The 25,508-nt window shown below is 72.9% G+C and carries 23 protein-coding genes; 21 read left to right on the forward strand and 2 right to left on the reverse strand.

Annotated elements, in window-relative coordinates:
- Positions 1-4: 4 nt before the first annotated feature.
- The 12 genes from AB0M16_RS14610 to AB0M16_RS14665 all read left to right on the forward strand — a co-directional run bounded on the left by AB0M16_RS14610 (position 5) and on the right by AB0M16_RS14665 (position 14,939).
- Positions 5-1,291 (forward strand): dihydroorotase, encoded by a 1,287-nt coding sequence (locus AB0M16_RS14610; protein WP_365342575.1) that lies wholly within the window; start codon positions 5-7, stop codon positions 1,289-1,291.
- Positions 1,288-1,863, forward strand: a complete 576-nt coding sequence (locus tag AB0M16_RS14615; protein WP_365342577.1) for a hypothetical protein — start codon at positions 1,288-1,290, stop codon at positions 1,861-1,863. Before AB0M16_RS14610 ends, AB0M16_RS14615 begins: the two co-directional genes overlap by 4 nt.
- Complete coding sequence (carA, locus tag AB0M16_RS14620; RefSeq protein WP_365342579.1) at positions 1,860-3,002, forward strand: glutamine-hydrolyzing carbamoyl-phosphate synthase small subunit; 1,143 nt, start codon at positions 1,860-1,862, stop codon at positions 3,000-3,002. The genes AB0M16_RS14615 and carA overlap by 4 nt, the downstream gene beginning before the upstream one ends.
- Entirely contained in the window at positions 2,995-6,303 is a 3,309-nt protein-coding gene (carB, locus tag AB0M16_RS14625) for a carbamoyl-phosphate synthase large subunit (RefSeq protein WP_365342581.1), read from the forward strand. Before carA ends, carB begins: the two co-directional genes overlap by 8 nt.
- An 80-nt stretch (positions 6,304-6,383) precedes the next feature.
- Positions 6,384-7,505, forward strand: coding sequence for a quinone-dependent dihydroorotate dehydrogenase (locus tag AB0M16_RS14630; protein WP_365342583.1), 1,122 nt, complete (start codon positions 6,384-6,386; stop codon positions 7,503-7,505).
- Positions 7,502-8,335 carry an orotidine-5'-phosphate decarboxylase gene (pyrF, locus tag AB0M16_RS14635; RefSeq protein WP_365342585.1) on the forward strand — a complete coding sequence of 278 codons (834 nt, stop codon included), beginning with the start codon at positions 7,502-7,504 and terminating at the stop codon, positions 8,333-8,335. Before AB0M16_RS14630 ends, pyrF begins: the two co-directional genes overlap by 4 nt.
- Before the next feature lie 325 nt (positions 8,336-8,660).
- The gene (locus AB0M16_RS14640; protein ID WP_030493613.1) at positions 8,661-8,984 is read left to right on the forward strand and encodes an integration host factor; all 324 of its coding nucleotides are present in this window, start codon (positions 8,661-8,663) and stop codon (positions 8,982-8,984) included.
- Positions 8,985-9,045: 61 nt separating this feature from the next.
- A complete protein-coding gene (gene gmk / locus AB0M16_RS14645; protein ID WP_365342587.1) occupies positions 9,046-9,609 on the forward strand; it encodes a guanylate kinase in 564 nt (187 codons plus the stop codon).
- 28 nt (positions 9,610-9,637) lie between these two features.
- Positions 9,638-9,910, forward strand: a complete 273-nt coding sequence (gene rpoZ, locus AB0M16_RS14650) for a DNA-directed RNA polymerase subunit omega (protein WP_005319902.1) — start codon at positions 9,638-9,640, stop codon at positions 9,908-9,910.
- A gap of 114 nt (positions 9,911-10,024) precedes the next feature.
- Positions 10,025-11,239, forward strand: coding sequence for a bifunctional phosphopantothenoylcysteine decarboxylase/phosphopantothenate--cysteine ligase CoaBC (gene coaBC, locus AB0M16_RS14655; RefSeq protein WP_365342589.1), 1,215 nt, complete (start codon positions 10,025-10,027; stop codon positions 11,237-11,239).
- A gap of 241 nt (positions 11,240-11,480) precedes the next feature.
- Positions 11,481-12,689: a methionine adenosyltransferase gene (gene metK, locus AB0M16_RS14660; protein ID WP_365342591.1), complete on the forward strand. Its 1,209-nt coding sequence runs from the start codon at positions 11,481-11,483 to the stop codon at positions 12,687-12,689.
- Positions 12,690-12,791: 102 nt separating this feature from the next.
- Positions 12,792-14,939 (forward strand): primosomal protein N', encoded by a 2,148-nt coding sequence (locus AB0M16_RS14665; RefSeq protein WP_365342593.1) that lies wholly within the window; start codon positions 12,792-12,794, stop codon positions 14,937-14,939.
- A gap of 215 nt (positions 14,940-15,154) precedes the next feature.
- Here the strand turns inward: AB0M16_RS14665 and AB0M16_RS14670 are convergent, their stop codons facing one another.
- Entirely contained in the window at positions 15,155-15,673 is a 519-nt protein-coding gene (locus tag AB0M16_RS14670; protein WP_365342595.1) for a hypothetical protein, read from the reverse strand.
- A gap of 263 nt (positions 15,674-15,936) precedes the next feature.
- Between AB0M16_RS14670 and fmt the strand changes: the two genes are divergently transcribed.
- The 9 genes from fmt to AB0M16_RS14715 all read left to right on the forward strand — a co-directional run bounded on the left by fmt (position 15,937) and on the right by AB0M16_RS14715 (position 24,202).
- Entirely contained in the window at positions 15,937-16,869 is a 933-nt protein-coding gene (gene fmt / locus AB0M16_RS14675; RefSeq protein WP_365342597.1) for a methionyl-tRNA formyltransferase, read from the forward strand.
- 202 nt (positions 16,870-17,071) lie between these two features.
- Entirely contained in the window at positions 17,072-18,511 is a 1,440-nt protein-coding gene (locus AB0M16_RS14680; protein ID WP_365342599.1) for a transcription antitermination factor NusB, read from the forward strand.
- Positions 18,512-18,640: 129 nt separating this feature from the next.
- Positions 18,641-18,796 carry a hypothetical protein gene (locus tag AB0M16_RS14685; RefSeq protein ID WP_365342601.1) on the forward strand — a complete coding sequence of 52 codons (156 nt, stop codon included), beginning with the start codon at positions 18,641-18,643 and terminating at the stop codon, positions 18,794-18,796.
- Between the two features lie 145 nt (positions 18,797-18,941).
- A complete protein-coding gene (gene rpe / locus AB0M16_RS14690; RefSeq protein WP_365342603.1) occupies positions 18,942-19,625 on the forward strand; it encodes a ribulose-phosphate 3-epimerase in 684 nt (227 codons plus the stop codon).
- A gap of 143 nt (positions 19,626-19,768) precedes the next feature.
- Positions 19,769-20,818 (forward strand): sugar-binding domain-containing protein, encoded by a 1,050-nt coding sequence (locus AB0M16_RS14695; RefSeq protein WP_365342605.1) that lies wholly within the window; start codon positions 19,769-19,771, stop codon positions 20,816-20,818.
- A gap of 453 nt (positions 20,819-21,271) precedes the next feature.
- The gene (locus AB0M16_RS14700) at positions 21,272-21,745 is read left to right on the forward strand and encodes a ribonuclease domain-containing protein (protein WP_365342607.1); all 474 of its coding nucleotides are present in this window, start codon (positions 21,272-21,274) and stop codon (positions 21,743-21,745) included.
- Positions 21,732-22,112 carry a barstar family protein gene (locus tag AB0M16_RS14705; RefSeq protein WP_365342609.1) on the forward strand — a complete coding sequence of 127 codons (381 nt, stop codon included), beginning with the start codon at positions 21,732-21,734 and terminating at the stop codon, positions 22,110-22,112. The genes AB0M16_RS14700 and AB0M16_RS14705 overlap by 14 nt, the downstream gene beginning before the upstream one ends.
- 65 nt (positions 22,113-22,177) lie before the next feature.
- Complete coding sequence (locus AB0M16_RS14710; RefSeq protein ID WP_365342611.1) at positions 22,178-23,620, forward strand: GuaB1 family IMP dehydrogenase-related protein; 1,443 nt, start codon at positions 22,178-22,180, stop codon at positions 23,618-23,620.
- 78 nt (positions 23,621-23,698) lie between these two features.
- Positions 23,699-24,202 (forward strand): GNAT family N-acetyltransferase, encoded by a 504-nt coding sequence (locus AB0M16_RS14715; protein ID WP_365342613.1) that lies wholly within the window; start codon positions 23,699-23,701, stop codon positions 24,200-24,202.
- Here AB0M16_RS14715 and AB0M16_RS14720 read toward each other — a convergent pair.
- Entirely contained in the window at positions 24,186-25,199 is a 1,014-nt protein-coding gene (locus tag AB0M16_RS14720) for a GDSL-type esterase/lipase family protein (RefSeq protein ID WP_365342615.1), read from the reverse strand. The genes AB0M16_RS14715 and AB0M16_RS14720 overlap by 17 nt on opposite strands.
- Between the last annotated feature and the right edge of the window lie 309 nt (positions 25,200-25,508).

Consider the following 25,508-nt stretch of genomic DNA (forward strand, 5'->3'; position numbering starts at 1 on the left):
CCCCATGAGCAAGATTCTGATCCGTGGTGCGAAGGTCCTCGGCGGCGAGGCGCAGGACGTCCTGATCGACGGCGAGGTCATCGCGGAGGTCGGCACCGGCCTGTCGGCCGAGGGCGCCGAGGTGATCGAGGCCACCGGCAAGATCCTGCTGCCCGGCCTGGTGGACCTGCACACCCACCTGCGCGAGCCCGGCCGCGAGGACTCCGAGACGGTCCTCACCGGCACCCGCGCGGCCGCCTCCGGCGGTTACACGGCCGTCTTCGCCATGGCCAACACCCACCCCGTCGCCGACACCGCCGGCGTCGTCGAGCAGGTCTACCGGCTCGGCAAGGAGGCAGGCTACTGCGACGTGCAGCCCATCGGCGCCGTCACCGTCGGCCTGGAGGGCAAGAAGCTCGCCGAGCTCGGCGCCATGCACGACTCCGCCGCCGGCGTCACCGTCTTCTCCGACGACGGCAAGTGCGTCGACGACGCCGTGATCATGCGCCGCGCCCTGGAGTACGTGAAGGCCTTCGGCGGCGTCGTCGCCCAGCACGCCCAGGAGCCCCGCCTCACCGAGGGCGCCCAGATGAACGAGGGCGTCGTCTCCGCCGAGCTCGGGCTCGGCGGCTGGCCGGCCGTGGCGGAGGAGTCGATCATCGCCCGCGACGTGCTCCTCGCCGAGCACGTCGGCTCCCGCGTCCACATCTGCCACCTCTCCACCGCCGGCTCCGTCGAGATCGTCCGCTGGGCCAAGTCCCGCGGCATCGACGTCACCGCCGAGGTCACCCCGCACCACCTCCTCCTCACGGACGAGATGGTCCGCACGTACAACCCGGTCTACAAGGTCAACCCGCCGCTGCGGACCGAGCGTGACGTGACGGCGCTGCGCGAGGCGCTCGCCGACGGCACCATCGACATCGTCGCCACCGACCACGCCCCGCACCCGCACGAGGACAAGGACTGCGAGTGGGCCGCCGCCGCCATGGGCATGGTCGGCCTGGAGACCGCCCTGTCGGTGGTCCAGCAGACGATGGTCGAGACCGGCCTGCTCGACTGGGTCGGCGTCGCCGACCGGATGTCCGTCAAGCCCGCGCAGATCGGACGGGCCACCGGCCACGGACGCCCCGTCTCGGCAGGTGAGCCCGCCAACCTGACGCTGGTCGATCCGGCATACCGTGGTCCCGTGGACCCCGCCGACTTCGCCTCCCGCAGCCGCAACACCCCCTACGAGGGCCGTGAGCTGCCGGGGCGCGTCACCCACACGTTCCTGCGGGGCCGGGCAACGCTCGTCGACGGGAAGCTGGCGTGACACCACTCATTCAACTGGCCGAGGCAGCCGAACAGAAGTCGGCCGACGTCACCGACTGGGCCGGTCGGCTCGGCTGGGTCGCCGGACTGCTGCTCTTCGTCGCCTTCGTCTACTGGCTGATGCGCCAGGGATGGAAGTGGCGCGGCAGCCTCCAGTCCGACCTCCCGGCACTCCCCGAGGTGCCGCAGGCGCCGGGTGAGGCGAAGCTGACGCTCAGCGGCCGTTACCACGGCTCCACCACCGCCGGGCAGTGGCTCGACCGGATCGTCGCCCACGGCCTGGGCACCCGGAGCCGCGCCGAGCTCACCCTGACGGACGCGGGGATCGGCGTCGTACGCCCCGGGGCGAACGACTTCCTCATCCCGGCCGACGCCCTGCGCGAGGCCCGGCTCGACAAGGGCATCGCCGGCAAGGTCCTCACGGAGGGCGGCCTCCTGGTCGTCACCTGGGCCCACGGCGACAAGCTGCTCGACTCGGGCTTCCGCTCGGACCACGCGGCCGAGCACGCCGCCTGGGTCGAGGCCATCAACCACCTGAACACCGCAAGCACGACGGAAGGCACCGCACGATGACGACCTCCACCAGGGGAGCTGCCAAGGTTCCCGCCGTACTCGTCCTGGAGGACGGCCGCATCTTCCGCGGCCGCGCCTACGGGGCCGTGGGGGAGACCTTCGGCGAGGCCGTGTTCTCCACCGGCATGACCGGCTACCAGGAGACCCTCACCGACCCGTCGTACCACCGCCAGGTCGTCGTGATGACCGCCCCGCACGTCGGCAACACCGGCGTCAACGACGAGGACCCCGAGTCCGCCCGCATCTGGGTCTCGGGCTACGTCGTCCGCGACCCCGCCCGCGTCTCCTCCAACTGGCGCGCGCAGCGCTCCCTCGACGAGGAGCTGCGCCACCAGGGCGTCGTCGGCATCCAGGGCATCGACACCCGCGCCCTCACCCGCCACCTGCGCGAGAGCGGCGCCATGCGCGTCGGCATCTTCTCCGGCAGCGCGCTCCCCGACGACGGCACGATGCTCGCCGAGGTCCGCCAGCAGCCCGAGATGAAGGGCGCGAACCTCTCCGCCGAGGTCGCCACCAAGGAGACCTACGTCGTCCCCGCGATCGGTGAGAAGAAGTTCACCGTCGCCGCCGTCGACCTCGGCATCAAGGGCATGACCCCGCACCGCATGGCCGAGCGCGGCATCGAGGTGCACGTGCTGCCCGCCACCGCCACCGCCGAGGACGTCTACGCGGTCGCCCCCGACGGTGTGTTCTTCTCCAACGGCCCGGGCGACCCGGCCACCGCCGACGGCCCCGTCGCCGTCATGCAGGAGGTCCTGCGCCGCAAGACCCCGCTGTTCGGCATCTGCTTCGGCAACCAGATCCTCGGCCGCGCGCTCGGCTTCGGCACCTACAAGCTGAAGTACGGCCACCGGGGCATCAACCAGCCCGTCCAGGACCGCACCACCGGCAAGGTCGAGGTCACCGCGCACAACCACGGCTTCGCCGTCGACGCGCCCCTCGACAAGGTCTCCGACACGCCCTTCGGGCGCGCCGAGGTCTCCCACGTGTGCCTCAACGACAACGTCGTGGAAGGCCTGCAGCTGCTCGACCAGCCGGCCTTCTCCGTCCAGTACCACCCCGAGGCGGCCGCGGGCCCGCACGACGCCGCGTACCTCTTCGACCGCTTCGTATCCCTGATGGAGGCCGAGCGTGCCTAAGCGCACCGATATCCAGTCCGTCCTGGTCATCGGCTCCGGCCCGATCGTCATCGGCCAGGCCGCCGAGTTCGACTACTCCGGCACCCAGGCGTGCCGCGTCCTCAAGTCCGAGGGCCTGCGGGTCATCCTGGTCAACTCCAACCCGGCCACGATCATGACCGACCCGGAGATCGCCGACGCCACCTACGTCGAGCCGATCACCCCCGAGTTCGTCGAGAAGATCATCGCCAAGGAGCGCCCCGACGCCCTCCTGCCGACGCTGGGCGGCCAGACGGCCCTCAACACGGCGATCTCCATGCACGAGCAGGGCGTCCTGGAGAAGTACGGCGTCGAGCTCATCGGCGCCAACGTCGAGGCCATCCACAAGGGCGAGGACCGCGACCTCTTCAAGGGCGTGGTCGAGGCCGTCAACGCCAAGATCGGCCACGGCGAGTCCGCCCGCTCGGTCATCTGCCACTCGATGGACGATGTCCTGAAGGGCGTCGAGACGCTCGGCGGCTACCCCGTCGTCGTCCGCCCCTCCTTCACCATGGGCGGCGCCGGCTCCGGTTTCGCCCACGACGAGGACGAGCTGCGCCGCATCGCCGGCCAGGGCCTCACGCTCTCCCCGACCACCGAGGTGCTCCTGGAGGAGTCCATTCTCGGCTGGAAGGAGTACGAGCTGGAGCTCATGCGCGACAAGCACGACAACGTCGTGGTCGTCTGCTCCATCGAGAACTTCGACCCGATGGGCGTCCACACCGGTGACTCGATCACCGTCGCCCCGGCGATGACCCTCACCGACCGCGAGTACCAGGTCCTGCGCGACATCGGCATCGCGATCATCCGCGAGGTCGGCGTCGACACCGGCGGCTGCAACATCCAGTTCGCGGTCAACCCCGACGACGGCCGCATCATCGTCATCGAGATGAACCCGCGCGTCTCCCGCTCCTCCGCGCTCGCCTCCAAGGCCACCGGCTTCCCGATCGCCAAGATCGCCGCCCGGCTCGCCGTCGGCTACACGCTGGACGAGATCCCGAACGACATCACCGAGAAGACCCCGGCCTCCTTCGAGCCGACCCTCGACTACGTCGTCGTCAAGGCCCCGCGCTTCGCCTTCGAGAAGTTCCCCTCCGCCGACTCCACGCTGACCACGACCATGAAGTCGGTCGGCGAGGCCATGGCGATCGGCCGCAACTTCACCGAGGCCCTCCAGAAGGCCCTGCGCTCGCTGGAGAAGAAGGGCTCGCAGTTCGCCTTCACCGGCGAGCCCGGCGACAAGGCGGAGCTGCTGCGCGAGGCGGTCCGCCCGACCGACGGCCGGATCAACACCGTCATGCAGGCCATCCGCGCCGGCGCCACGCCGGAGGAGGTCTTCGAGTTCACCAAGATCGACCCGTGGTTCGTCGACCAGCTCTTCCTCATCAAGGAGATCGCCGACGAGCTCGCCGAGGCCGAGAAGCTCGACCCCGAGCTGCTCGCCGAGGCCAAGCGCCACGGCTTCTCCGACGCCCAGATCGCCGAGATCCGCGGCCTGCGCGAGGACGTCGTCCGCGAGGTCCGGCACGCCCTCGGCGTCCGCCCGGTCTACAAGACGGTCGACACCTGCGCCGCCGAGTTCGCCGCGAAGACCCCGTACTTCTACTCCTCGTACGACGAGGAGAGCGAGGTCGCGCCGCGCGAGAAGCCCGCCGTGATCATCCTGGGCTCCGGCCCGAACCGCATCGGCCAGGGCATCGAGTTCGACTACTCCTGCGTCCACGCCTCCTTCGCGCTGAGCGACGCGGGCTACGAGACCGTGATGGTCAACTGCAACCCGGAGACCGTCTCCACCGACTACGACACCTCCGACCGGCTCTACTTCGAGCCGCTCACCCTGGAGGACGTGCTGGAGATCGTCCACGCGGAGTCGCTGGCCGGCCCGATCGCCGGCGTCGTCGTCCAGCTCGGCGGCCAGACCCCGCTGGGACTCGCCCAGGCGCTCAAGGACAACGGCGTGCCGGTCGTCGGCACCTCCCCGGAGGCCATCCACGCAGCCGAGGACCGCGGCGCCTTCGGCCAGGTCCTCGCGGAGGCCGGGCTGCCCGCGCCCAAGCACGGCACCGCCACCACCTTCGCCGGGGCCAAGGCCATCGCCGACGAGATCGGCTACCCCGTGCTCGTACGCCCCTCGTACGTGCTCGGCGGCCGCGGCATGGAGATCGTCTACGACGAGGCGCGCCTGGAGGCGTACATCGCCGAGTCCACCGAGATCTCCCCGACCCGCCCCGTCCTCGTCGACCGCTTCCTCGACGACGCCATCGAGATCGACGTCGACGCGCTCTACGACGGCCAGGAGCTCTACCTCGGCGGCGTCATGGAGCACATCGAGGAGGCCGGCATCCACTCCGGCGACTCGGCCTGCGCCCTGCCCCCGATCACCCTCGGCGGCTTCGACATCAAGCGCCTGCGCGCCTCCACCGAGGCGATCGCCAAGGGCGTCGGCGTCCGCGGCCTGATCAACATCCAGTTCGCGATGGCCGGCGACATCCTCTACGTCCTGGAGGCCAACCCGCGCGCCTCCCGCACCGTCCCCTTCACCTCGAAGGCGACCGCGGTGCCGCTCGCGAAGGCCGCCGCCCGCATCTCGCTGGGCGCCACCATCGCCGAGCTGCGCGCCGAGGGCCTGCTCCCGGCGAACGGCGACGGCGGCACCCTGCCGATGGACGCGCCGATCTCCGTCAAGGAGGCCGTGATGCCGTGGTCGCGCTTCCGCGACATCCGCGGCCGCGGCGTGGACACCGTCCTCGGCCCGGAGATGCGCTCCACCGGCGAGGTCATGGGCATCGACACCGTCTTCGGCACGGCGTACGCCAAGTCGCAGGCCGGCGCCTACGGCCCGCTGCCCACCAAGGGGCGCGCCTTCATCTCGGTCGCCAACCGCGACAAGCGCTCGATGATCTTCCCGGCCCGTGAACTGGTCGCCCACGGCTTCGAGCTGCTCGCCACCTCCGGCACGGCCGAGGTGCTCAAGCGCAACGGCATCAACGCCACCATCGTGCGCAAGCAGTCCGAGGGCGAGGGCCCGAACGGCGAGAAGACCATCGTCCAGCTCATCCACGACGGCCAGGTCGACCTCATCGTCAACACCCCGTACGGCACCGGCGGCCGCCTCGACGGCTACGAGATCCGTACGGCGGCGGTGGCCCGCTCCGTCCCGTGCCTGACCACGGTCCAGGCGCTCGCGGCGGCCGTCCAGGGCATCGAGGCCCTCGGCCGGGGCGACGTGGGCGTCCGTTCGCTCCAGGAGCACGCGGAGCACCTGACCGCGGCCCGCGACTAAGCAGCCCGAGGAAGCAGGGGGACACCGGCAAGACCCGCGGTGTCCCCCTCTTCATGAGCGCACGAGGGATATTTCGGACGATGTACAAGCTCTTCTTCAACCTGCTCTTCAAGCGGATGGACCCCGAGGAGGCCCACTACCTGGCCTTCCGCTGGATCCGGCTCGCCGCCCGCACCCCGGTCCTGCGCACCTTCGTCGCGGCCGTCCTGGCCCCGCGGTACGAGCAGCTGCGCACCGAGGCCCTGGGCCTGCGCATGCACGGTCCCTTCGGCCTGGCCGCCGGCTTCGACAAGAACGCCGTCGCCATCGACGGCATGGCGATGCTCGGCTTCGACCACGTCGAGATCGGCACGGTGACCGGGGAGGCCCAGCCCGGCAACCCCAAGAAGCGCCTCTTCCGGCTCGTGCCGGACCGCGCCCTGATCAACCGCATGGGCTTCAACAACGAGGGCTCGGCCGCGGTCGCCGCCCGCCTGGGCGCCCGCAACCCGGTCTTCCGGACGGTCGTGGGCGTCAACATCGGCAAGACCAAGGTCGTGCCCGAGGCCGAGGCCGCGGCCGACTACGTGAAGTCGACCGAGCGGCTCGCCCGCCACGCCGACTACCTCGTCGTCAACGTCTCCTCCCCGAACACCCCGGGGCTGCGCAACCTCCAGGCCACCGAGTCGCTGCGCCCGCTCCTCACGGCCGTCCGCGAGGCCGCCGACCGGTCCGTCGAGGGCCGCCGCGTCCCCCTCCTGGTGAAGATCGCCCCCGACCTCGCCGACGAGGACGTGGACGCCGTCGCCGACCTGGCCCTGGAGCTCGGCCTCGACGGCATCATCGCCACCAACACCACCATCGCCCGCGAGGGCCTCGGCCTGACGTCCGACCCGGCGCTCGTCGCCGAGACGGGTGGACTGTCCGGCGCCCCGGTCAAGCAGCGCTCCCTGGACGTGCTGCGCCGCCTCTACGCGCGCGTGGGCGACCGGATCGTCCTGATCGGCGTCGGCGGCGTGGAGAACGCCGAGGACGCCTGGCAGCGGATCCTCGCCGGCGCGACCCTGGTCCAGGGCTACAGCGCCTTCATCTACGAGGGCCCCTTCTACGCCCGCGCCATCCACAAGGGCCTCGCCGCGCGCCTGGCGGCCTCCCCGTACGCCACCCTCGCCGAGGCCGTCGGCGCCGCCCACCGAACCGACTCCGGAAAGGCCACCGCATGACCTCCTTCGGTACCCGCCTCCGCGCCGCCATGGACGAGCGCGGCCCCCTGTGCGTCGGCATCGACCCGCACGCCTCCCTGCTGGACTCCTGGGGCCTGGCCGACGACATCGCGGGCCTGGAGAGCTTCACGTTCACCGTGGTCGAGGCCCTGGCCGACACGGTCGCCGTCTTCAAGCCGCAGGCCGCCTTCTTCGAGCGCTTCGGCTCGCGCGGCGTCGCCGTCCTGGAGCGTGCCGTCGAGGATCTGCGGGCGGCCGGCGGACTGGTCGTCATGGACGCCAAGCGCGGTGACATCGGCTCGACGATGGGCGCCTACGCGGAGGCCTTCCTGCGCAAGGACTCCCCGCTCTTCTCCGACGCGCTCACCGTCTCCCCGTACCTCGGCTACGGCTCCCTGAAGCCGGCCGTGGACCTCGCCCGGGAGAACGGCGCCGGGCTCTTCGTGCTCGCGCTGACCTCCAACCCGGAGGGCGCCGAGGTCCAGCGGGCCGTGCGCGAGGACGGCCGGACCGTCGGCGCGACGATGCTCGCGCACCTGGCGGACGAGAACGCGGGGGAGACCCCGATGGGCTCCTTCGGCGCGGTGGTCGGTGCCACCCTCGGCGACCTGTCCGCCTTCGACCTCGACATCAACGGGCCGCTGCTCGCCCCGGGCATCGGCGCCCAGGGCGCGACCCCGGCCGATCTGCCCCGCGTCTTCGGCGCGGCGGTCCGCAACGTGGTCCCGAACGTCAGCCGGGGGGTCCTGAAGGCGGGTCCGGACGCCGTCGCCCTGAAGGCCGCGGCGGAACGTTACGCGAACGAGATCCGCGGGGCCGTGGGCGCCTGAGGCACCTCGCGGGCCGGTTTCGGCCGGTTCTCGCCAATCCGCAGGTCGGGCGGCGTGTCCTCGCCGTCTCCCTCCTTGCCAAAAGTTGACCCAAAACAGCGTCGTTTTGTCGGAAATGTCCTGGTCGGTCGATGCTGACCAGGACTTTTCCTCTGTTCTCGCTGACTGGAGCGGCCTTGGCCGCTAGTCTCCGGAACAGAGTCGGCGTTCGGCGTACTCCACGTCGGTCGTTGCTCCACTGGTGTGGGGCGCCCAGCTTCGCTGCGGGGTGCCCGGTTTCCCACCGGTCCGTATCCGACAGTTCGACATCCGAGGTGACGTAGGCGTGGCTCTTCCGCCCCTTACCCCTGAACAGCGCGCAGCCGCGCTCGAAAAGGCCGCCGCGGCTCGCCGGGAGCGGGCCGAGGTCAAGAATCGACTCAAGCACTCCGGCGCCTCCCTCCACGAGGTCATCAAGCAGGGCCAGGAGAACGACGTCATCGGCAAGATGAAGGTCTCCGCGCTGCTCGAGTCCCTGCCGGGCGTGGGCAAGGTCCGCGCCAAGCAGATCATGGAGCGACTGGGCATCTCCGAGAGCCGTCGGGTCCGTGGCCTCGGCTCCAACCAGATCGCTTCCCTGGAACGCGAGTTCGGCGGCGCCGGCGCCTGACGGCGGCCCCGTCCGGGACAACGCGTCCCGGGCACTCCGGTGAAGCTGGAATAATCGCTGCATGGCAGCAGAGGTACGTCCGCGACTGACCGTGCTCTCCGGCCCCTCAGGGGTGGGCAAGAGCACGGTCGTCGCTCATATGCGCAAGGTCCACCCCGAGGTCTGGCTCTCGGTGTCGGCCACGACACGAAAGCCGCGTCCCGGCGAGAAGCACGGTGTCCAGTACTTCTTCGTCACGGACGACGAGTTCGACAAGCTGATCGCCAACGGCGAGCTGCTCGAGTGGGCCGAGTTCGCGGGCAACCGCTACGGCACCCCGCGCCGCGCGGTCCTCGACCGCCTGGAGGCGGGCGAGCCGGTCCTCCTGGAGATCGACCTCCAGGGCGCGCGTCAGGTCAAGGAGTCCATGGGCGAGGCCCAGCTGGTCTTCCTGGCCCCGCCGAGCTGGGACGAGCTGGTCCGCCGCCTCACCGGCCGCGGCACCGAGTCGCCCGACGTGATCGAGCGCCGGCTGCAGGCCGCGAAGGTCGAGCTGGCCGCCGAGTCGGAGTTCGACACCACGCTCGTCAACACCTCGGTCGAGGACGTCGCGCGTGAGCTGCTAACGTTGATGAACGTTGTCTGATCTTTTTTCCATCTTCGGAAGGTAGAGCGTGTCCTCTTCCATCACCGCGCCCGAGGGCATCATCAACCCGCCGATCGACGAGCTGCTCGAGGCGACGGACTCCAAGTACAGCCTCGTGATCTACGCGGCCAAGCGTGCGCGCCAGATCAACGCGTACTACTCGCAGCTCGGCGAGGGTCTGCTCGAGTACGTCGGTCCGCTCGTCGACACCCACGTCCACGAGAAGCCGCTCTCGATCGCCCTGCGCGAGATCAACGCGGGCCTGCTGACCTCCGAGGCCATCGAGGGTCCGGCGCAGTAGCGCGCTCGATCGTGTAACGCTTGTCACCACAGGCCCGGCGGAACATCCGCCGGGCCTGTGGTGTCTCATGGAGACGTACGCATCCGAGCCTTCAGGGGAGCAGAGTTGAGCGCGGTGACGAAGCCGAAGGTCGTCCTGGGCGTGAGCGGCGGCATCGCCGCGTACAAGGCCTGCGAGCTGCTGCGCCGGCTCACCGAGTCCGGTCACGACGTGCGCGTCGTGCCCACCGACTCCGCCCTGCACTTCGTCGGCGCGGCCACCTGGTCCGCCCTGTCCGGCAACCCCGTCTCCACCGAGGTGTGGGAGTCCGTCCACGAGGTCCCGCACGTCCGCATCGGCCAGGCGGCCGACCTCGTCGTCGTCGCCCCGGCCACCGCCGACATGCTGGCCAAGGCCGCCCACGGCCTCGCCGACGACCTGCTCACCAACACGCTGCTCACCGCGCGCTGTCCGGTCGTCTTCGCCCCGGCCATGCACACCGAGATGTGGGAGCACCCGGCCACCCAGGAGAACGTGGCGACCCTGCGCCGCCGCGGCGCCGTGGTCGTCGAGCCCGCCGTCGGCCGGCTCACCGGCGTCGACACCGGCAAGGGGCGGCTGCCGGACCCGGGGGAGATCTTCGAGATCTGCCGCCGCGTCCTCGCCCGCGGCGTCACGCCCCCCGACCTGGCCGGCCGGCACGTCGTGATCAGCGCCGGCGGCACCCGCGAACCCCTCGACCCGGTCCGCTACCTGGGCAACCGCTCCTCCGGCAAGCAGGGCTACGCCCTCGCCAAGGCGGCCGCCGCCCGCGGTGCCCGGGTCACCCTCATCGAGGCGAACACGGGACTGCCCGATCCGGCGGGCGTCGACGTCGTGCGCGTCGGCACCGCCGTACAGCTGCGCGAGGCCGTCCTCAAGGCGGCCGCCGACGCGGACGCGGTCGTGATGGCGGCGGCGGTCGCCGACTTCCGGCCCGCCGCGTACGCCCCCGGCAAGATCAAGAAGACGGACGACGGCGGCGCCCCGACGATCGAGCTGGTCCGCAATCCGGACATCCTCGCGGAGATCTCCGCCGAGCGGGCCCTGCCCGGCCAGGTGGTCGTCGGCTTCGCCGCGGAGACGGACGACGTCCTCGACAACGGGCGCAAGAAGCTCCGACGCAAGGGCTGCGACCTGCTCGTCGTCAACGAGGTGGGGGAGCGCAAGACCTTCGGCTCGGAGGAGAACGAGGCCGTGGTCCTCGCCGCCGACGGCGCCGAGACCCCGGTGCCGTACGGACCGAAGGAAGCACTCGCGGAGACGGTGTGGGACCTGGTGGCTCCGCGTCTGCGCGTCGTGGCCGGGTGAATTCCGCGCCAACGGGGCACGACGTCCGGATATCGTTCCCCCGGCGGAGAGAAAATCCCCAAAACGGGACAAAAGGCCAGCTCGGTGGGGCGGAGAGCGCCCGAATCACGCAAGAGCATGCCGGGGGACCTGGCCAGATGCCCGATCGTGACCGATAGACTGTCCTCGGAACGTCGCGGGGCGCAGCCCCCTGCCGGTCCGCAATCGCCAGCCAGCAGCCGCTGCAACCTCAGGGAGCGTTGTGTCCCGTCGTCTGTTCACCTCGGAGTCCGTGACCGAGGGTCACCCCGACAAGATCGCTGACCAGATCAGCGACACCATCCTCGACGCGCTGCTCAAGGAGGACCCCACCTCCCGCGTCGCCGTCGAGACGCTGATCACGACCGGCCTCGTGCACGTCGCCGGTGAGGTCACCACGAAGGCCTGGGCGGACATCCCGACCCTCGTCCGCAACAAGATCCTCGACATCGGGTACGACTCCTCGAAGAAGGGCTTCGACGGCGCGTCCTGCGGCGTCTCGGTCTCCATCGGGTCGCAGTCCCCGGACATCGCGCAGGGCGTCGACACCGCCTACGAGTCGCGCGTCGAGGGCGACGAGGACGAGCTGGACAAGCAGGGCGCCGGCGACCAGGGCCTGATGTTCGGCTACGCGTCGGACGAGACCCCGAACCTGATGCCGCTCCCGATCGAGCTGGCCCACCGCCTCTCCCGCCGCCTCACCGAGGTCCGCAAGAACGGGACCATCCCGTACCTGCGCCCCGACGGCAAGACCCAGGTCACCATCGAGTACGACGGCGACAAGGCCGTCCGCCTCGACACCGTCGTGGTCTCCTCGCAGCACGCCTCCGACATCGACCTCGAGTCGCTGCTCGCGCCCGACATCCGCGAGTTCGTCGTCGAGCACGTGCTGAAGCAGCTCGTCGAGGACGGCATCAAGCTCGACACCGAGGGCTACCGCCTGCTGGTCAACCCGACCGGGCGCTTCGAGATCGGCGGCCCGATGGGCGACGCCGGCCTCACCGGCCGCAAGATCATCATCGACACCTACGGCGGCATGTCCCGCCACGGTGGCGGCGCCTTCTCCGGCAAGGACCCGTCCAAGGTCGACCGCTCCGCCGCCTACGCGATGCGCTGGGTCGCCAAGAACGTCGTGGCCGCCGGCCTCGCCTCCCGCTGCGAGGTCCAGGTCGCGTACGCGATCGGCAAGGCCGAGCCCGTCGGCCTCTTCGTCGAGACCTTCGGCACCAACACCATCGAGACCGAGAAGATCGAGCACGCCATCGGCGAGGTCTTCGACCTCCGCCCGGCCGCGATCATCCGCGACCTCGACCTGCTCCGCCCGATCTACTCCCAGACCGCCGCCTACGGCCACTTCGGCCGCGAGCTGCCGGACTTCACCTGGGAGCGCACGGACCGCGTGGACGCCCTGAAGAAGGCCGCGGGCATCTGAGCCCCAGCCCTTCACCCGTCACGGGAAGGCCCGGCACCCCGGTGGTGCCGGGCCTTCGGCGTGCCCGCCGCACTGTCGGTGGCGTCTGGTAGGTATGAGGCTGTGAGCAGCGAGAACGAGAACGCCGGGGGGACGCCCGGGCACGCCGAGCCCGAGCAGCTCGCGCTCATCCGGGAGACCGTGCGGAAGGCGAACGTGCCGCGGGCGAAGCCGCGGACCTGGCGGGGGGCCGCGCTGGCCAAGGAGCTGCCGGTCGCCCGGGTCGTGGTGAACAAGGGCGTGCTGCACCTCGACCAGTTCTTCGACTACGCCGTTCCGGAGGAGCTCGACGAGGCCGCGCAGCCCGGGGTGCGGGTGCGCGTCCGGTTCGGGGCCGGGGCGCACCAGGTGCGGGGCGGACGGCGCGAGGGCGGGCGGCTGATCGACGGCTTCCTCGTCGAGCGGCGCGCCGAGTCGGACTACTCCGGTCCGCTCGCCGCTCTCGCCGACGTCGTCTCGCCCGAGCCGGTGCTCGGACCGGAGCTGCTCGGCCTCGCCCGGGCCGTCGCCGACCGGTACGCGGGCAGCCTCGCCGACGTGCTGCAGCTGGCCGTGCCGCCGCGCAACGCCCGCGCCGAGAGCAGGCCCTCGCCCGAGCCGCTGCCGCCGCCGGTCGCGCCCGAGCCGGGCAGCTGGGCGCGGTACGAGCGGGGGCCCGCGTTCCTGGACTCGCTGGCGCGCGGCGGGGTGCCCCGGGCCGTCTGGAACGCCCTGCCGGGGCCGCACTGGGCCGAGGAGATCGCCCGTGCCGTCGCCGCGACGCTCGCCTCCGGGCGCGGTGCCCTCGTGGTCGTTCCCGACGGTCGTGCCGCCGCCCGCGTCGACCAGGCCCTCACGGACCACCTCGGTGAGGGCCGGCACGCGCTGCTCACCGCCGAGGCCGGTCCCGAGAAGCGGTACGCGCAGTGGCTCGCCGTCCGGCGCGGCGCCGTCCGCGCCGTCGTCGGCACCCGTGCCGCCATGTTCGCGCCCGTCCTGGACCTCGGACTCGTGGTCATCTGGGACGACGGCGACACCAGCCACAGCGAACCCCACGCCCCGCAGCCGCACGCCCGGGACGTCCTGCTGCTGCGCGCCGCCCACGACCGGTGCGCCTTCCTGCTCGGCTCCACCGGCTGCACCGTCGAGGCCGCCCAGCTCGTCGGATCCGGCTGGGCCCAGCCGCTCACGGCCGGCCGCGACCAGGTGCGGATCGCCGCGCCCCTCGTACGGACCGTCGGCGACACCGACCTCGCCCGCGACGAGGCCGCCCGCGCCGCCCGGCTGCCCACCCTCGCCTGGCAGGTCGTGCGCGAGGGCCTGAAGACCGGTCCCGTCCTCGTCCAGGTGCCTCGCCGCGGCTACGTCCCCCGGCTCGCGTGCGAGCGCTGCCGCACGCCCGCCCGCTGTCGGCACTGCTCCGGGCCGTTGGAGGCTCCCGAGCAGCAGGAGCTGCACTGCGGTTGGTGCGGGCGCACCGCGGCCGACTGGCACTGCCCCGCCTGCGGGGCGAACCGGCTGCGCGCCCAGATCGTCGGGGCCCGCCGCACCGCCGAGGAGCTGGGCCGGGCCTTCCCCGCCGTGCCCGTCAGGACCTCCGGACGCGACCACGTCCTCGACCGGGTCCCGGGGCGACCCGCCCTCGTGGTCAGCACGCCCGGCGCGGAACCCGTCGCCGAGGGCGGCTACGCGGCCGCCCTCCTCCTCGACGGCTGGGCCATGCTCGGTCGTCCCGACCTGCGGGCCGGCGAGGAGGCGCTCCGCCGCTGGATCGACGCGGCCTCGCTGGTCCGCGGCCAGGCCGCCGGCGGGACCGTCGTGGTCGTCGCGGAGCCCACCCTGCGGCCCGTCCAGGCCCTCGTCCGCTGGGACCCCGTCGGGCACGCCCAGCGCGAGCTCGCCGAGCGGGCGGAACTGGGCTTCCCGCCCGTCTCGCGCATGGCGGCGGTCGCGGGCCCGCCGGAGGCCCTCGTGGCCTTCCTGGCCGCCGCCCAACTGCCTCCGGACGCCGAGATCCTGGGCCCCGTCCCGCTCCCGGTGACCCGGCCCGGCGGCCCGCGCCGCCCCGGTGACACCCCGCCGGGCGAGCAGTGGGACCGCGCGCTGATCCGCGTGCCTCCGGGCAGTGGCCACGCCCTGGCCACCGCACTGAAGAAGGCCCAGGCCTCACGCCTCGCGCGGGGCGGGGGCGAGCCGGTGAGGGTCCGGGTGGACCCGCCGGACATCGGCTGAGCGCGCGGAGGCGGCGGCGCGCAGGCGAAAGGCCGCCCGCGGGGGGAGCGGGCGGCCTTTCCCCTGGCGCGTACAGGGGCCTACGGGGCCCGGTCGGGCTCGTACGGGTCGGCGGTCGTACGAGAGGCGTCCAGGGCAGCCCTACGAGGCCTCCGGGGCCGCGGTCCGGACGGATCCGGCGCCGGAGCGGGCGCCGTGCACGGGAGCCGTCGGGCTCAGCCGTTGCGCGGGGCCGGGAAGGCCGGGGAGCGGGACTCCTCGCGCAGGGTCTGGCTGCCCGAGGTCGGCTGCGGCGGCATGCTGCGCGCCGGGGGGACGACCGGCACCGTCCGGGCCCCAGCCGGCTCCGGCGTGCGGTCCTGGTCCAGCGCGGCGCCCGGCTGGGGGGCGCGGCGGGATCCGTAGCGGCGGTGCACCGCCTGCTTGGTGACTCCGAGCGCGGAGCCCACCGCGTCCCAGGAGAACCCGAGGGAGCGGTCGAAGTCGACCGCGGCCGTCACCAGGGTCTCGACGCTGTCCCGCAGCTCCTGGGCGAGCCGGACGGTGGGGGCGGGGGCGCGCCCGTAGACGACGAAGCCCGTCGAAGGGGCGGAGCGGCGAGGGCGGTACACATTGCCCAGCTGGGCCGTCAGCGTGCGCAGTGCGTCCACCTGCCGCCGGACCCGCTCGATGTCCCGCACCAGGAGGTGCAGACTCGCCCGGGCCTGGGCGTCGTGGGTTGCGTGGTCGGCCATGGATAAGCCTCTCGAACCGGCGTGAAAAGGGGCGGGTCGCTTGGGGGAGGGCGACCCGATTCGGTCAATCTCTCTTGACCAACGCGCCACCGGGAGTTGGGTCACGCTGCGGGGGCGTATCCGCATATGCGCAGGGCGCTCGGCCTCGCGTACGCCCCCTGGGGAGGTGCGCGGGCCCGCGGGGCGGGGTCGGCCCGACCGCGCCTAGACTGGTGCGCTGCCCTCCCCAAGCTCTGTCGCCCCGAGATGCGAGGTTTTCCCGCGTGAAGCTCGTCTTCGCAGGCACCCCCGAGGTCGCCGTACCCGCCCTGGACGCCCTGCTCGCCTCCGGGCGGCACGAGGTGGCCGCCGTCGTCACCCGGCCCGACGCCCCCGCCGGGCGCGGCCGCCGGCTGGTCGCGAGCCCCGTCGCCGAGCGCGCGGAGGAGGCCGGCATCGAGGTCCTCAAGCCGGCGCGGCCCCGCGACGAGGCGTTCCTGGCGCGCCTGCGCGAGATCGCGCCCGACTGCTGCCCGGTCGTCGCGTACGGCGCGCTGCTGCCCCGTGCGGCCCTCGACATCCCGGCCCACGGCTGGGTCAACCTGCACTTCTCTCTGCTGCCCGCGTGGCGAGGGGCGGCACCGGTGCAGCACTCGATCATGGCGGGCGACGAGGTGACCGGCGCGTCGACCTTCCAGATCGAGGAGGGGCTCGACTCGGGCCCGGTGTACGGCGTCGTCACCGAGGACGTCCGGCCCACCGACACCAGCGGCGACCTGCTGACCCGGCTGGCCTTCGCGGGCGCCGGGCTGCTCGCGGCGACCATGGACGGCATCGAGGACGGCGCGCTCAAGGCGGTGCCGCAGCCGGCCGACGGCATCACGCTCGCCCCGAAGATCCAGGTCGAGGACGCCCACGTCGACTTCGCCGCCCCGGCGCTCCGCGTCGACCGCGTCGTCCGCGGCTGCACCCCCGCCCCCGGCGCCTGGACCCTCTTCCGCGGCGAGCGCCTCAAGCTGATCCAGGTCGCCCTCCTCCCGGACCGCACCGACCTGGCCCCGGGCGAACTCGCCCCCGCCAAGAACAACGTCTACGTCGGCACCGGCTCCCACGCCGTCGAGCTCCTGTGGGTCCAGCCCCAGGGCAAGAAGCCGATGAAGGCGGCGGACTGGGCCCGGGGCGTACGGATCGCTCCGGGCGAGCGGGTCGGGGCGTAGGCGGCGGGACGCGCGCTCGAACCGCCGGGCGGGTCCTGGTGCGACCGGACGGTCCTCAGGTACGGCCCGCAGCCGGATCGCGAGCCGCAGGGCCTCCCGCGGGCGCATTTTCCCCGGCACGACCGGGCGGACGTAGGCTGAGGGGGTCGGCCGTCGGCGGCCGACCCCCTCTCCACCGGTTCACTTCTCACGCGGAGCACCTTTGAGCGAGCAGGCACATCGTCGTGCGCCCAGGCCCGGTACGGGCAAGGCCCCCAGGCCCCATCGTCGGCCCAAGAAGGATCCCGTGCGGATCCTCGCGTTCGAGGCGCTGCGGGCCGTCGACGAGCGGGACGCGTACGCCAACCTCGTGCTGCCGCCCCTGCTGAAGAAGGCCCGGGAGCAGAACGAGGGTTTCGACGGGCGCGACGCGGCGCTCGCGACCGAGCTCGTGTACGGGACGCTGCGCCGCCAGGGGACGTACGACGCGATCATCTCCGCGTGCGTGGACCGGCCGCTGCGCGAGGTCGACCCGCCGGTCCTCGACGTGCTGTCGCTCGGCGCCCACCAGCTGCTCGGGACGCGGATCCCGAGTCACGCCGCGGTGTCCGCGACCGTCGAGCTGGCGCGGGTGGTGCTCGGTGACGGGCGGGCCAAGTTCGTGAACGCCGTCCTGCGCAAGATCGCCCAGGACGACCTCGCGACCTGGGTGGAGCGGGTCGCGCCGCCGTACGAGGACGACGCCGAGGAACACCTCGCCGTCGTCCACTCCCACCCCCGCTGGGTGGTCTCCGCGCTCTGGGACGCGCTCGGCGGCGGGCGGGCCGGGATCGAGAGCCTTCTGGAGGCCGACAACGAGCGGCCCGAGGTCACCCTCGTCGCCCGGCCCGGCCGGGCCACCACCGAGGAGCTGGCCGCGTCCGCCGAGACCGAGCCCGGCCGCTGGTCCCCGTACGCGCTGCGGCTCTCCGAGGGCGGCGAGCCCGGCGCCATCGAGGCCGTCCGCGAGGGCCGGGCGGGCGTCCAGGACGAGGGCAGCCAGCTCGTCGCCATCGCCCTCGCCAACGCGCCCCTCGACGGCCCCGACACCCGCTGGCTCGACGGCTGCGCCGGTCCGGGCGGCAAGGCGGCCCTCCTCGGCGCGCTCGCCGCCGAGCGCGGCGCCGCCCTGCTGGCCTCCGAGAAGCAGCCGCACCGCGCCCGACTGGTCGAGCGCGCGCTGGCCGGCAACCCCGGCCCGTACCAGGTCATCGCCGCCGACGGCACCCGCCCGCCGTGGGGCGAGGGCGTCTTCGACCGCGTCCTCATGGACGTGCCCTGCTCCGGTCTCGGCGCGCTGCGCCGCCGCCCCGAGGCGCGCTGGCGCCGCCGCCTCTCCGACCTCGACGGCTTCGCCCCGCTCCAGCGCGGGCTGCTGGCCGAGGCGCTGCGGGCCGTCCGCGTCGGGGGAGTGGTGGGGTACGCGACCTGCTCGCCGCACCTGGCCGAGACCCGCGTGGTCGTCGACGACGTCCTGAAGAAGGTGGCCGGCGCCGAGCTGATCGACGCCCGCCCGCTCCTGCCCGGCGTCCCGGAACTCGGCGACGGTCCGGACGTCCAGCTGTGGCCCCACCTGCACGGTACGGACGCGATGTACCTGGCGCTGATCCGCCGCACGGCCTGATCGTCGCCGCCACCCCCGTCCCAGCCGCGCGGGCGCCCTCCGCGACACCCCGGAGCGGCGCCCGAGCGGATCAGATGCCGAGCGGATCAGATGCCGAGCGGATCAGACGCTCAGTCACACAGGTACGGGGTGCTGCGCCGGCTGCCGGCGCCCGAGGGCCCCGCGGCCCTCGTCGTCGGCCACGCCGAGGAGCACACGGTCGCCCAGATCGCCGCCTCGCCCACCGGTGCGCTCCGGGTCGCGGTGACGACACCCCGCGACGGGCGGGAGTCCGCGGACGTGTGACGGCCGGCCCCACGGTGCGGTGGGGCACGGGCCGTCGGCGAAATCAACTGGTCTGTACCATTACGCTCTTCGCGTGAACCGTCCCGACGAAGTTCCACACCGCTTCGCGGCAAAGAAGTGCTCAAGAACATGGCAGGCTTGGCACATGGCGCAGATCAATCCCAGCATCCTGTCCGCGGACTTCGCCCGGCTCGCCGAGGAGGCGAAGGCGGTCGACGGGGCCGACTGGCTGCATGTCGACGTGATGGACAACCACTTCGTGCCCAACCTGACGCTGGGCGTGCCGATCGTCGAGTCGCTCAGCCGGGCGACCGACACCCCCCTCGACTGCCACCTGATGATCGAGGACCCGGACCGTTGGGCCCCGCAGTACGTGGAGGCGGGCGCGGGCTCCGTCACCTTCCACGTGGAGGCCGCGGCCGCGCCGGTGCGCCTCGCGCGGGAGATCCGCGCCAAGGGCGCCCGGGCGTCCATGGCGCTCAAGCCGGCCACCCCGATCGAGCCGTACGAGGACCTGCTGCCCGAGCTGGACATGCTCCTGATCATGACGGTCGAGCCCGGCTTCGGCGGCCAGGCCTTCCTCGACATCATGCTCCCCAAGATCCGCCGCACCCGTGAGCTGATCTCCAAGCACGGCCTCGAGCTCTGGCTGCAGGTCGACGGCGGCGTCGCCGAGTCCACCATCGAGCAGTGCGCCGAGGCCGGCGCCGACGTCTTCGTGGCCGGTTCCGCCGTCTACGGGGCCGCCGAACCGGCCGCCGCCGTCCGCTCCCTGCGGGCCAGGGCCGAGGCCGCGACCGCCTCGGCCGCGTGGGCGTGTGGCCACTGAGCCTCCACTGACCCACCGGTACGTGAACGCGGCACATCGGGCCGCCGACACGGCCGATTCGGACCCGCCGGATCTGACAGGATGAACGGTGAGTCCAGAGTGTGAACAGCAGCAGCCGAAACACGGCACATGAGCAGCGGTACGTGAACAGCAGTGAGGAGATCGCGGTGGCGGGTATGTCGGCGGGACGGTCAGCCCTGCGGATGGGCCCCGCGGAGCTCGTGCAGGCGGCGGCCATGGCGCGCCGCTTCTACCTCGAGGGCAAGTCGAAGATCCAGATCGCCGAGGAGTTCGGCGTGAGCCGCTTCAAGGTGGCCCGGGTCCTGGAGACGGCCCTGGAGCGCGACCTCGTGCGCATCGAGATCCGCGTACCGGCCGAGCTGGACGCCGAGCGCTCCGACGCGCTCCGCGCCCGCTACGGGCTGCGCCACGCCGTGGTCGTCGAGTCGCCGGCGGAGGGCGAGGACGAGTCGCCGGACCCGGAGAACCTCGGCGAGGTCGCGGCCGACCTGCTCGGAGAGCTGGTCAACGAGGGCGACGTCCTGGGCCTGGCCTGGGGCCGCTCCACCATCCACATGGCGGCCGCCCTCGACCGGCTGCCGCCCTGCACCGTCGTCCAGCTCACGGGCGTGTACGACGCGGGCACGGCCGAGCGCGGCTCCGTCGAGGCGGTCCGCCGGGCCGCCCAGGTGTCCGGCGGCGAGGCCCACCCCATCTACGCGCCGATGCTGCTGCCCGACGCGGCGACGGCGAACGCGCTGCGCAGCCAGACCGGCATCGCGCGGGCCTTCGAGTACTTCGACAAGGTGACGGTCGCCTGCGTCTCCATCGGCTCCTGGGAGCCGGGCATCTCGACCGTGCACGACATGCTCTCCGAGGAGGAGCGCGCCCACTACGCCTCGCTCGGCGTCGCCGCCGAGATGTCGGCGCACCTCTTCGACACGGAGGGCCGCCGGGTCGGCCGTGACCTCGGCGAGCGCTGCATCACCGTCGAGGCGGACCGGCTGCGCCGGATCCCCGAGGTCGTCGCCATCGCGGGCGGCCAGCGCAAGGCGGCGGCGATCGGCGCGGTGCTCCGCTCCGGGCTCGTCACCAGCCTGGTGACCGACCGCTCGGCCGCCGACTACCTGCTCACCGAGTTCAGCCCCGGCCCCCGCCCGGCCCTCGACCGCACGGACCCGGACGGCAACTGACGCCGTCCGGCGCCGCCGCCGGGCACCCCCGGACGGTGGCCGAAGCCGACGGGCGCCGCCGGACGGCCCAGGAAGTCGACTGACGCCGAGAGGCGCCGCCTGAGGCACCGGCCGTCAACCGGCCCCGCCGGGCACCCCCGGCGGGGACCCCCGGACGGTGGCCGAAGCCGACGGGCGCCGCCGGACGGCACCGGATGTCAACTGTTGCCGACGGGCGCCGCCGGAGGGCACCGGATGTCGGCCGATGTCGCCCGGCACCCCAGGCGGGGCCGGACGGCAACCCAAGCCGACGGGCGCTGCCCGGCGGCGCGCGGGCCGCCCCCGACCGGACCCGCCACCCCCCTACCGGACCCGCCGCGCCCGGCGACCGGACCCGCCACCCCCGACCGGACCCGCCACGCCCGGCGACCGGGGCCCGCGGAGTCCCCGGGCCGGTGGTGGCAGCATCAGGGCATGATCCACCGCTGCGCCCGGCTCGGGCTCGCCGTCCTGGCCGGGCTCTCGCTGCTCCTCACGGGGCTCACCGGCTGCTCCGAAGGCGGCGCGGGTACGAGGGACGCCGCCCCGTCCCGTACCGCGGCCGCCGCCTCCACCCCCGCGCGCACCTCCGCGCCCGCCCGCCCCCCGGCCTCCTCCGGTCTCCCCGCCGTCCGCGAGGCGGAGCTGCCGCGCGAGGCCCGGCAGACCCTCGCCCTCATCAGGAGCGGCGGGCCCTTCCCGTACGCCAGGGACGGCGCGGTCTTCTCGAACTTCGAGCGCGTCCTGCCGCGGCGCGGGCGCGGCTACTACCACGAGTACACCGTGAGGACCCCGGGCGAACGCGACCGCGGCGCGCGGCGCATCGTCACCGGGCAGCGTGGGGAGACGTACTACACGGACGACCACTACCAGAGCTTCCGGGAGGTGGTCACCGATGAGGATCGATGATGCCGTCGTCCTCGACCTGCACGGGGTCACCGACAAGACGGCCTTCATCAACCGCTGCGTGCGCACCCTCCCGCTGCCGGTCTGGTTCGGCCGCAACTGGGACGCCCTGGCCGACTGCCTCGCCGATATGCGCGAACCCATGGCGATCGTGGTGACCCACTGGCAGGCTTATGCCGAGGCCGAACCGGACGAGTGGTCCATCGCCCAGGAAGTGTTCTCGGCGGCGGCCCGCGCCAGCTCCGCCGGCCTCGCGGTCCTGCTCTCGCTCGGCGGCGACCCCGCCGGCTTGGAGGATCGGACAGGCGCCCCCGCGCAAGGCTCGGATGATTCGCCCGCACCGCCCGCGCACCCCGGCGTGGGACAATGAACTACGTGCTTTTTCCCCTGGCTGAAATGCCTAGGGGCCGATCCGAACGACTGGGATGTCAGCACGTGCGTTTCCTCAATGACGTCAAGCCGCCGTACGACCTCACGTACGACGATGTGTTCATGGTGCCGAGCCGCTCGGCCGTCGGGTCCCGTCAGGGCGTCGACCTCTCCTCGCCGGACGGGACCGGTACGACGATCCCGCTGGTCGTGGCCAACATGACCGCCATCGCCGGCCGCCGCATGGCCGAGACCGTCGCCCGCCGCGGCGGCCTGGTCGTCATCCCCCAGGACATCCCGATCGAGGTCGTCACCGACGTCATCTCGTGGGTCAAGAGCCGCCACCACGTGCTCGACACGCCCATCGTCCTGGAGCCCCACCAGACCGTCGCCGACGCGCTCTCCCTGCTGCCGAAGCGTGCCCACGAGGCCGGTGTCGTCATCGACGAGGACCGCCGTCCCATCGGTGTCGTCACCGATGCCGACCTCTCCGGCGTGGACCGCTTCACCCAGCTGTCCGAGGTCATGTCCAGGGACCTGCTGCTCCTGGACGCCGGCATCGAGCCGCGCGAGGCCTTCAACAAGCTGGACCACGCCAACCGCCGCTACGCGCCGGCCGTCGACGCGGACGGGCGCCTGGTCGGCATCCTCACCCGGAAGGGCGCGCTCCGCGCGACCCTGTACACGCCCGCCACCGACGCCGACGGCAAGCTGCGCATCGCCGCCGCCGTGGGCATCAACGGCGACTTCGTGGGCAAGGCCAAGCAGCTCCTCGACGCGGGCGTCGACACGCTCGTGATCGACACGGCGCACGGCCACCAGGAGTCGATGATCTCCGCGATCAAGGCCGTCCGCGCCCTGGACCCGCAGGTCCCGATCGTGGCCGGCAACATCGTCGCCGCCGAGGGCGTCAAGGACCTCATCGAGGCCGGCGCGGACATCATCAAGGTCGGTGTGGGCCCCGGCGCCATGTGCACCACCCGCATGATGACCGGTGTGGGCCGCCCGCAGTTCTCGGCCGTCCTGGAGTGCGCCGCCGAGGCGAAGAAGTACGGCAAGCACGTCTGGGCCGACGGCGGTGTCCGTCACCCCCGTGACGTCGCCATGGCGCTCGCCGCCGGTGCGTCCAACGTCATGATCGGCTCCTGGTTCGCCGGCACCTACGAGTCCCCGGGCGACCTCCAGCACGACGCCAAGGGGCGCGCGTACAAGGAGTCCTTCGGCATGGCCTCGGCCCGCGCCGTCAAGAACCGGACCTCCGAGGAGTCCGCCTACGACCGCGCCCGCAAGGCGCTGTTCGAGGAGGGCATCTCCACCTCCCGCATGTTCCTCGACCCGCAGCGCCCGGGCGTCGAGGACCTGATCGACTCGATCATCGCGGGTGTCCGCTCCTCCTGCACCTACGCCGGTGCGGCCTCGCTCGCCGAGTTCGAGGAGAAGGCCGTCGTCGGCATCCAGTCCGCCGCCGGTTACGCGGAGGGCAAGCCGCTGCACGCCAGCTGGAGCTGAGTCGGAGCGACCCGGTGAACCGCGGGCCCCCGGGAAAGTCCTCCCGGGGGCCCGCGGCGTTCCCGTACGGTCGGCCGCATGGACCGTACGGAGATCAGGCCCTGCCGGGCCGAGGACCTGCCGCTGCTCGACCGCCACCTGCCCACCCCGGGCGCGCCCACCCGGCACGCCGACCGCCTCGCCCGCCAGGACGCCGGACTCGGCACATATCTGATCGCCTGGCGCGACGGGCTGCCGGCCGGCAACGGGCAGGTCCGCTGGGACGGTTGCGCCGCGCCGGAGGTGCGGGCCGCCGTCGCCGACTGCCCGGAGCTCAACGGCCTGGACGTCCGCGAGGACCTGCGCGGCCAGGGCCTCGGTACGGCCCTGATCCGCGCGGCCGAGGGGCTGTCCCGAGAGCGCGGCAGGGCGCTCCTCGGCCTCGGCGTGGCCCACGACAACCCCCGGGCGGCCGCGCTGTACGCCCGCCTCGGCTACGCGCCCGTGACGGTGTACACCGACCGCTACGCGTACACGGACGCGGCCGGCGTCCCGCACGACCGCGCCGACGCCGCCACCTTCCTCGTCAGGCGCCTCGACTGACCGGCCGGTCCACGAAGCCCGCCGCCCGCAGGGCGTCCGCCACCGCCTCCGCGATCCGCGCGTGCCCCCGGTCGTTCGGGTGCAGCCCGTCCGCGAGGTCCTCCGGGGCGAGCAGCGGGCCCCCGGGCAACAGGGCCAGGCGGGCGTCGCCGGCCGCCACGAGGCCCTGTACGGCCTCTTCCATGGCCGTCCGCAGCTCCGCGAGCGTCGCGCCCAGGGCGTTGCCCGTGTGCTCGGCTGCCGGCCGCAGGACGGGCGAGAGCAGCAGCAGCGGGGTGTCCGGGTGGCCGCGGCGCACCAGGGTGACGAAGGCCCGGGTCGTCTCGTACAGCAGCGGTGCCGAACTGGGTACGGCGGCCCAGCAGTTGGTGCCGAAGGCGAGGGTGATCAGGGAGCCCGGGAGGCGTGCCAGATGCTCGGCGAGGGGGAGCTCGCCGCGTGCTCCACCTGCGTAGCCGAGGTTGACCGGGTCGAGGCCGAGGGCCCGGCCGGCCGTCGCGGGCCAGGCGTGCGCGGGGCGGGTCGACCACCAGCCCTCCGTGATGGAGTCGCCGTGCACCAGCCAGCGGGGGCGGCGCGGCGCGGGGGAGAGGTGGCCGTCGACCGGGCGCAGGCCGCGCACGACCGGTGCCTGCCCCTCCGGCAGATGCACCGTGAACTCCCCTCCCTCGGGCGGTAGTTCGATCCGGACCACGGACTCATCGGCCGGCTCGGCGAACACCTCGGCGACGCAGTGCGCGCCCCGCCAGAGCGCGAAGCAGTGCCGTAGGGACCGCAGGGCGTCCCCGGTCGCGGGGAGCGCCGCCCGGTAGCGCAGTTCGACCGCCCGGGTGCCGGGCGCTGCGCTGAACTCGACCCGCACGCCGATGGGCAGCGCGGCCCGCTCGGCGATGTCCCAGGGCAGCCGTTCCAGGTCGGCCGGGTCGGCGCGGACCGGCCGGCCGTCGTCCAGCCACGCCGTACCGCGGAGAAAGGGTTCGGGCTCCAGCCAGCTCACGAGGACCTCCGTTCGGGCGGGTGCAGGGTGGGCCATCGGGCCGGAGGAGTCAATGCGCGTGCACGGGTCGCGTCATGCCCCCGATGTGTCGATTCATGCGGGGGAGCGCAATGTTTCCCCGTCTGTGCCCGAAGCGCGCAATGATCATCCGGCAGTGCGCAACAACCCTGCATTACGAGTGCGAAGCTCCAGCCCTTAGGCTCATGCCTCGTACCAGGAGTGGCGGCGACCGCCTGCTCGGCGGTTTCCCCTTCCCCCGTGGGCTGTCTCGGCATGCCCGCGCACCGCCGCGGTCCCCGCTCGTCGACA

It is taken from the genome of Streptomyces sp. NPDC051921 (genome assembly GCF_040680975.1).
Taxonomy (GTDB): domain Bacteria; phylum Actinomycetota; class Actinomycetes; order Streptomycetales; family Streptomycetaceae; genus Streptomyces.

What these genes read in the sequence shown, in the direction of transcription:
- gmk (WP_365342587.1), top strand. Translation starts at nt 9,046, where the DNA reads ATGGCAGCAGAGGTACGTCCGCGACTGACCGTGCTCTCCGGCCCCTCA.
- AB0M16_RS14670 (WP_365342595.1), bottom strand. Translation starts at nt 15,673, where the DNA reads ATGGCCGACCACGCAACCCACGACGCCCAGGCCCGGGCGAGTCTGCAC.
- AB0M16_RS14610 (WP_365342575.1), top strand. Translation starts at nt 5, where the DNA reads ATGAGCAAGATTCTGATCCGTGGTGCGAAGGTCCTCGGCGGCGAGGCG.
- AB0M16_RS14630 (WP_365342583.1), top strand. Translation starts at nt 6,384, where the DNA reads ATGTACAAGCTCTTCTTCAACCTGCTCTTCAAGCGGATGGACCCCGAG.
- rpe (WP_365342603.1), top strand. Translation starts at nt 18,942, where the DNA reads ATGGCGCAGATCAATCCCAGCATCCTGTCCGCGGACTTCGCCCGGCTC.
- AB0M16_RS14705 (WP_365342609.1), top strand. Translation starts at nt 21,732, where the DNA reads ATGAGGATCGATGATGCCGTCGTCCTCGACCTGCACGGGGTCACCGAC.
- AB0M16_RS14715 (WP_365342613.1), top strand. Translation starts at nt 23,699, where the DNA reads ATGGACCGTACGGAGATCAGGCCCTGCCGGGCCGAGGACCTGCCGCTG.
- AB0M16_RS14700 (WP_365342607.1), top strand. Translation starts at nt 21,272, where the DNA reads ATGATCCACCGCTGCGCCCGGCTCGGGCTCGCCGTCCTGGCCGGGCTC.
- carA (WP_365342579.1), top strand. Translation starts at nt 1,860, where the DNA reads ATGACGACCTCCACCAGGGGAGCTGCCAAGGTTCCCGCCGTACTCGTC.
- pyrF (WP_365342585.1), top strand. Translation starts at nt 7,502, where the DNA reads ATGACCTCCTTCGGTACCCGCCTCCGCGCCGCCATGGACGAGCGCGGC.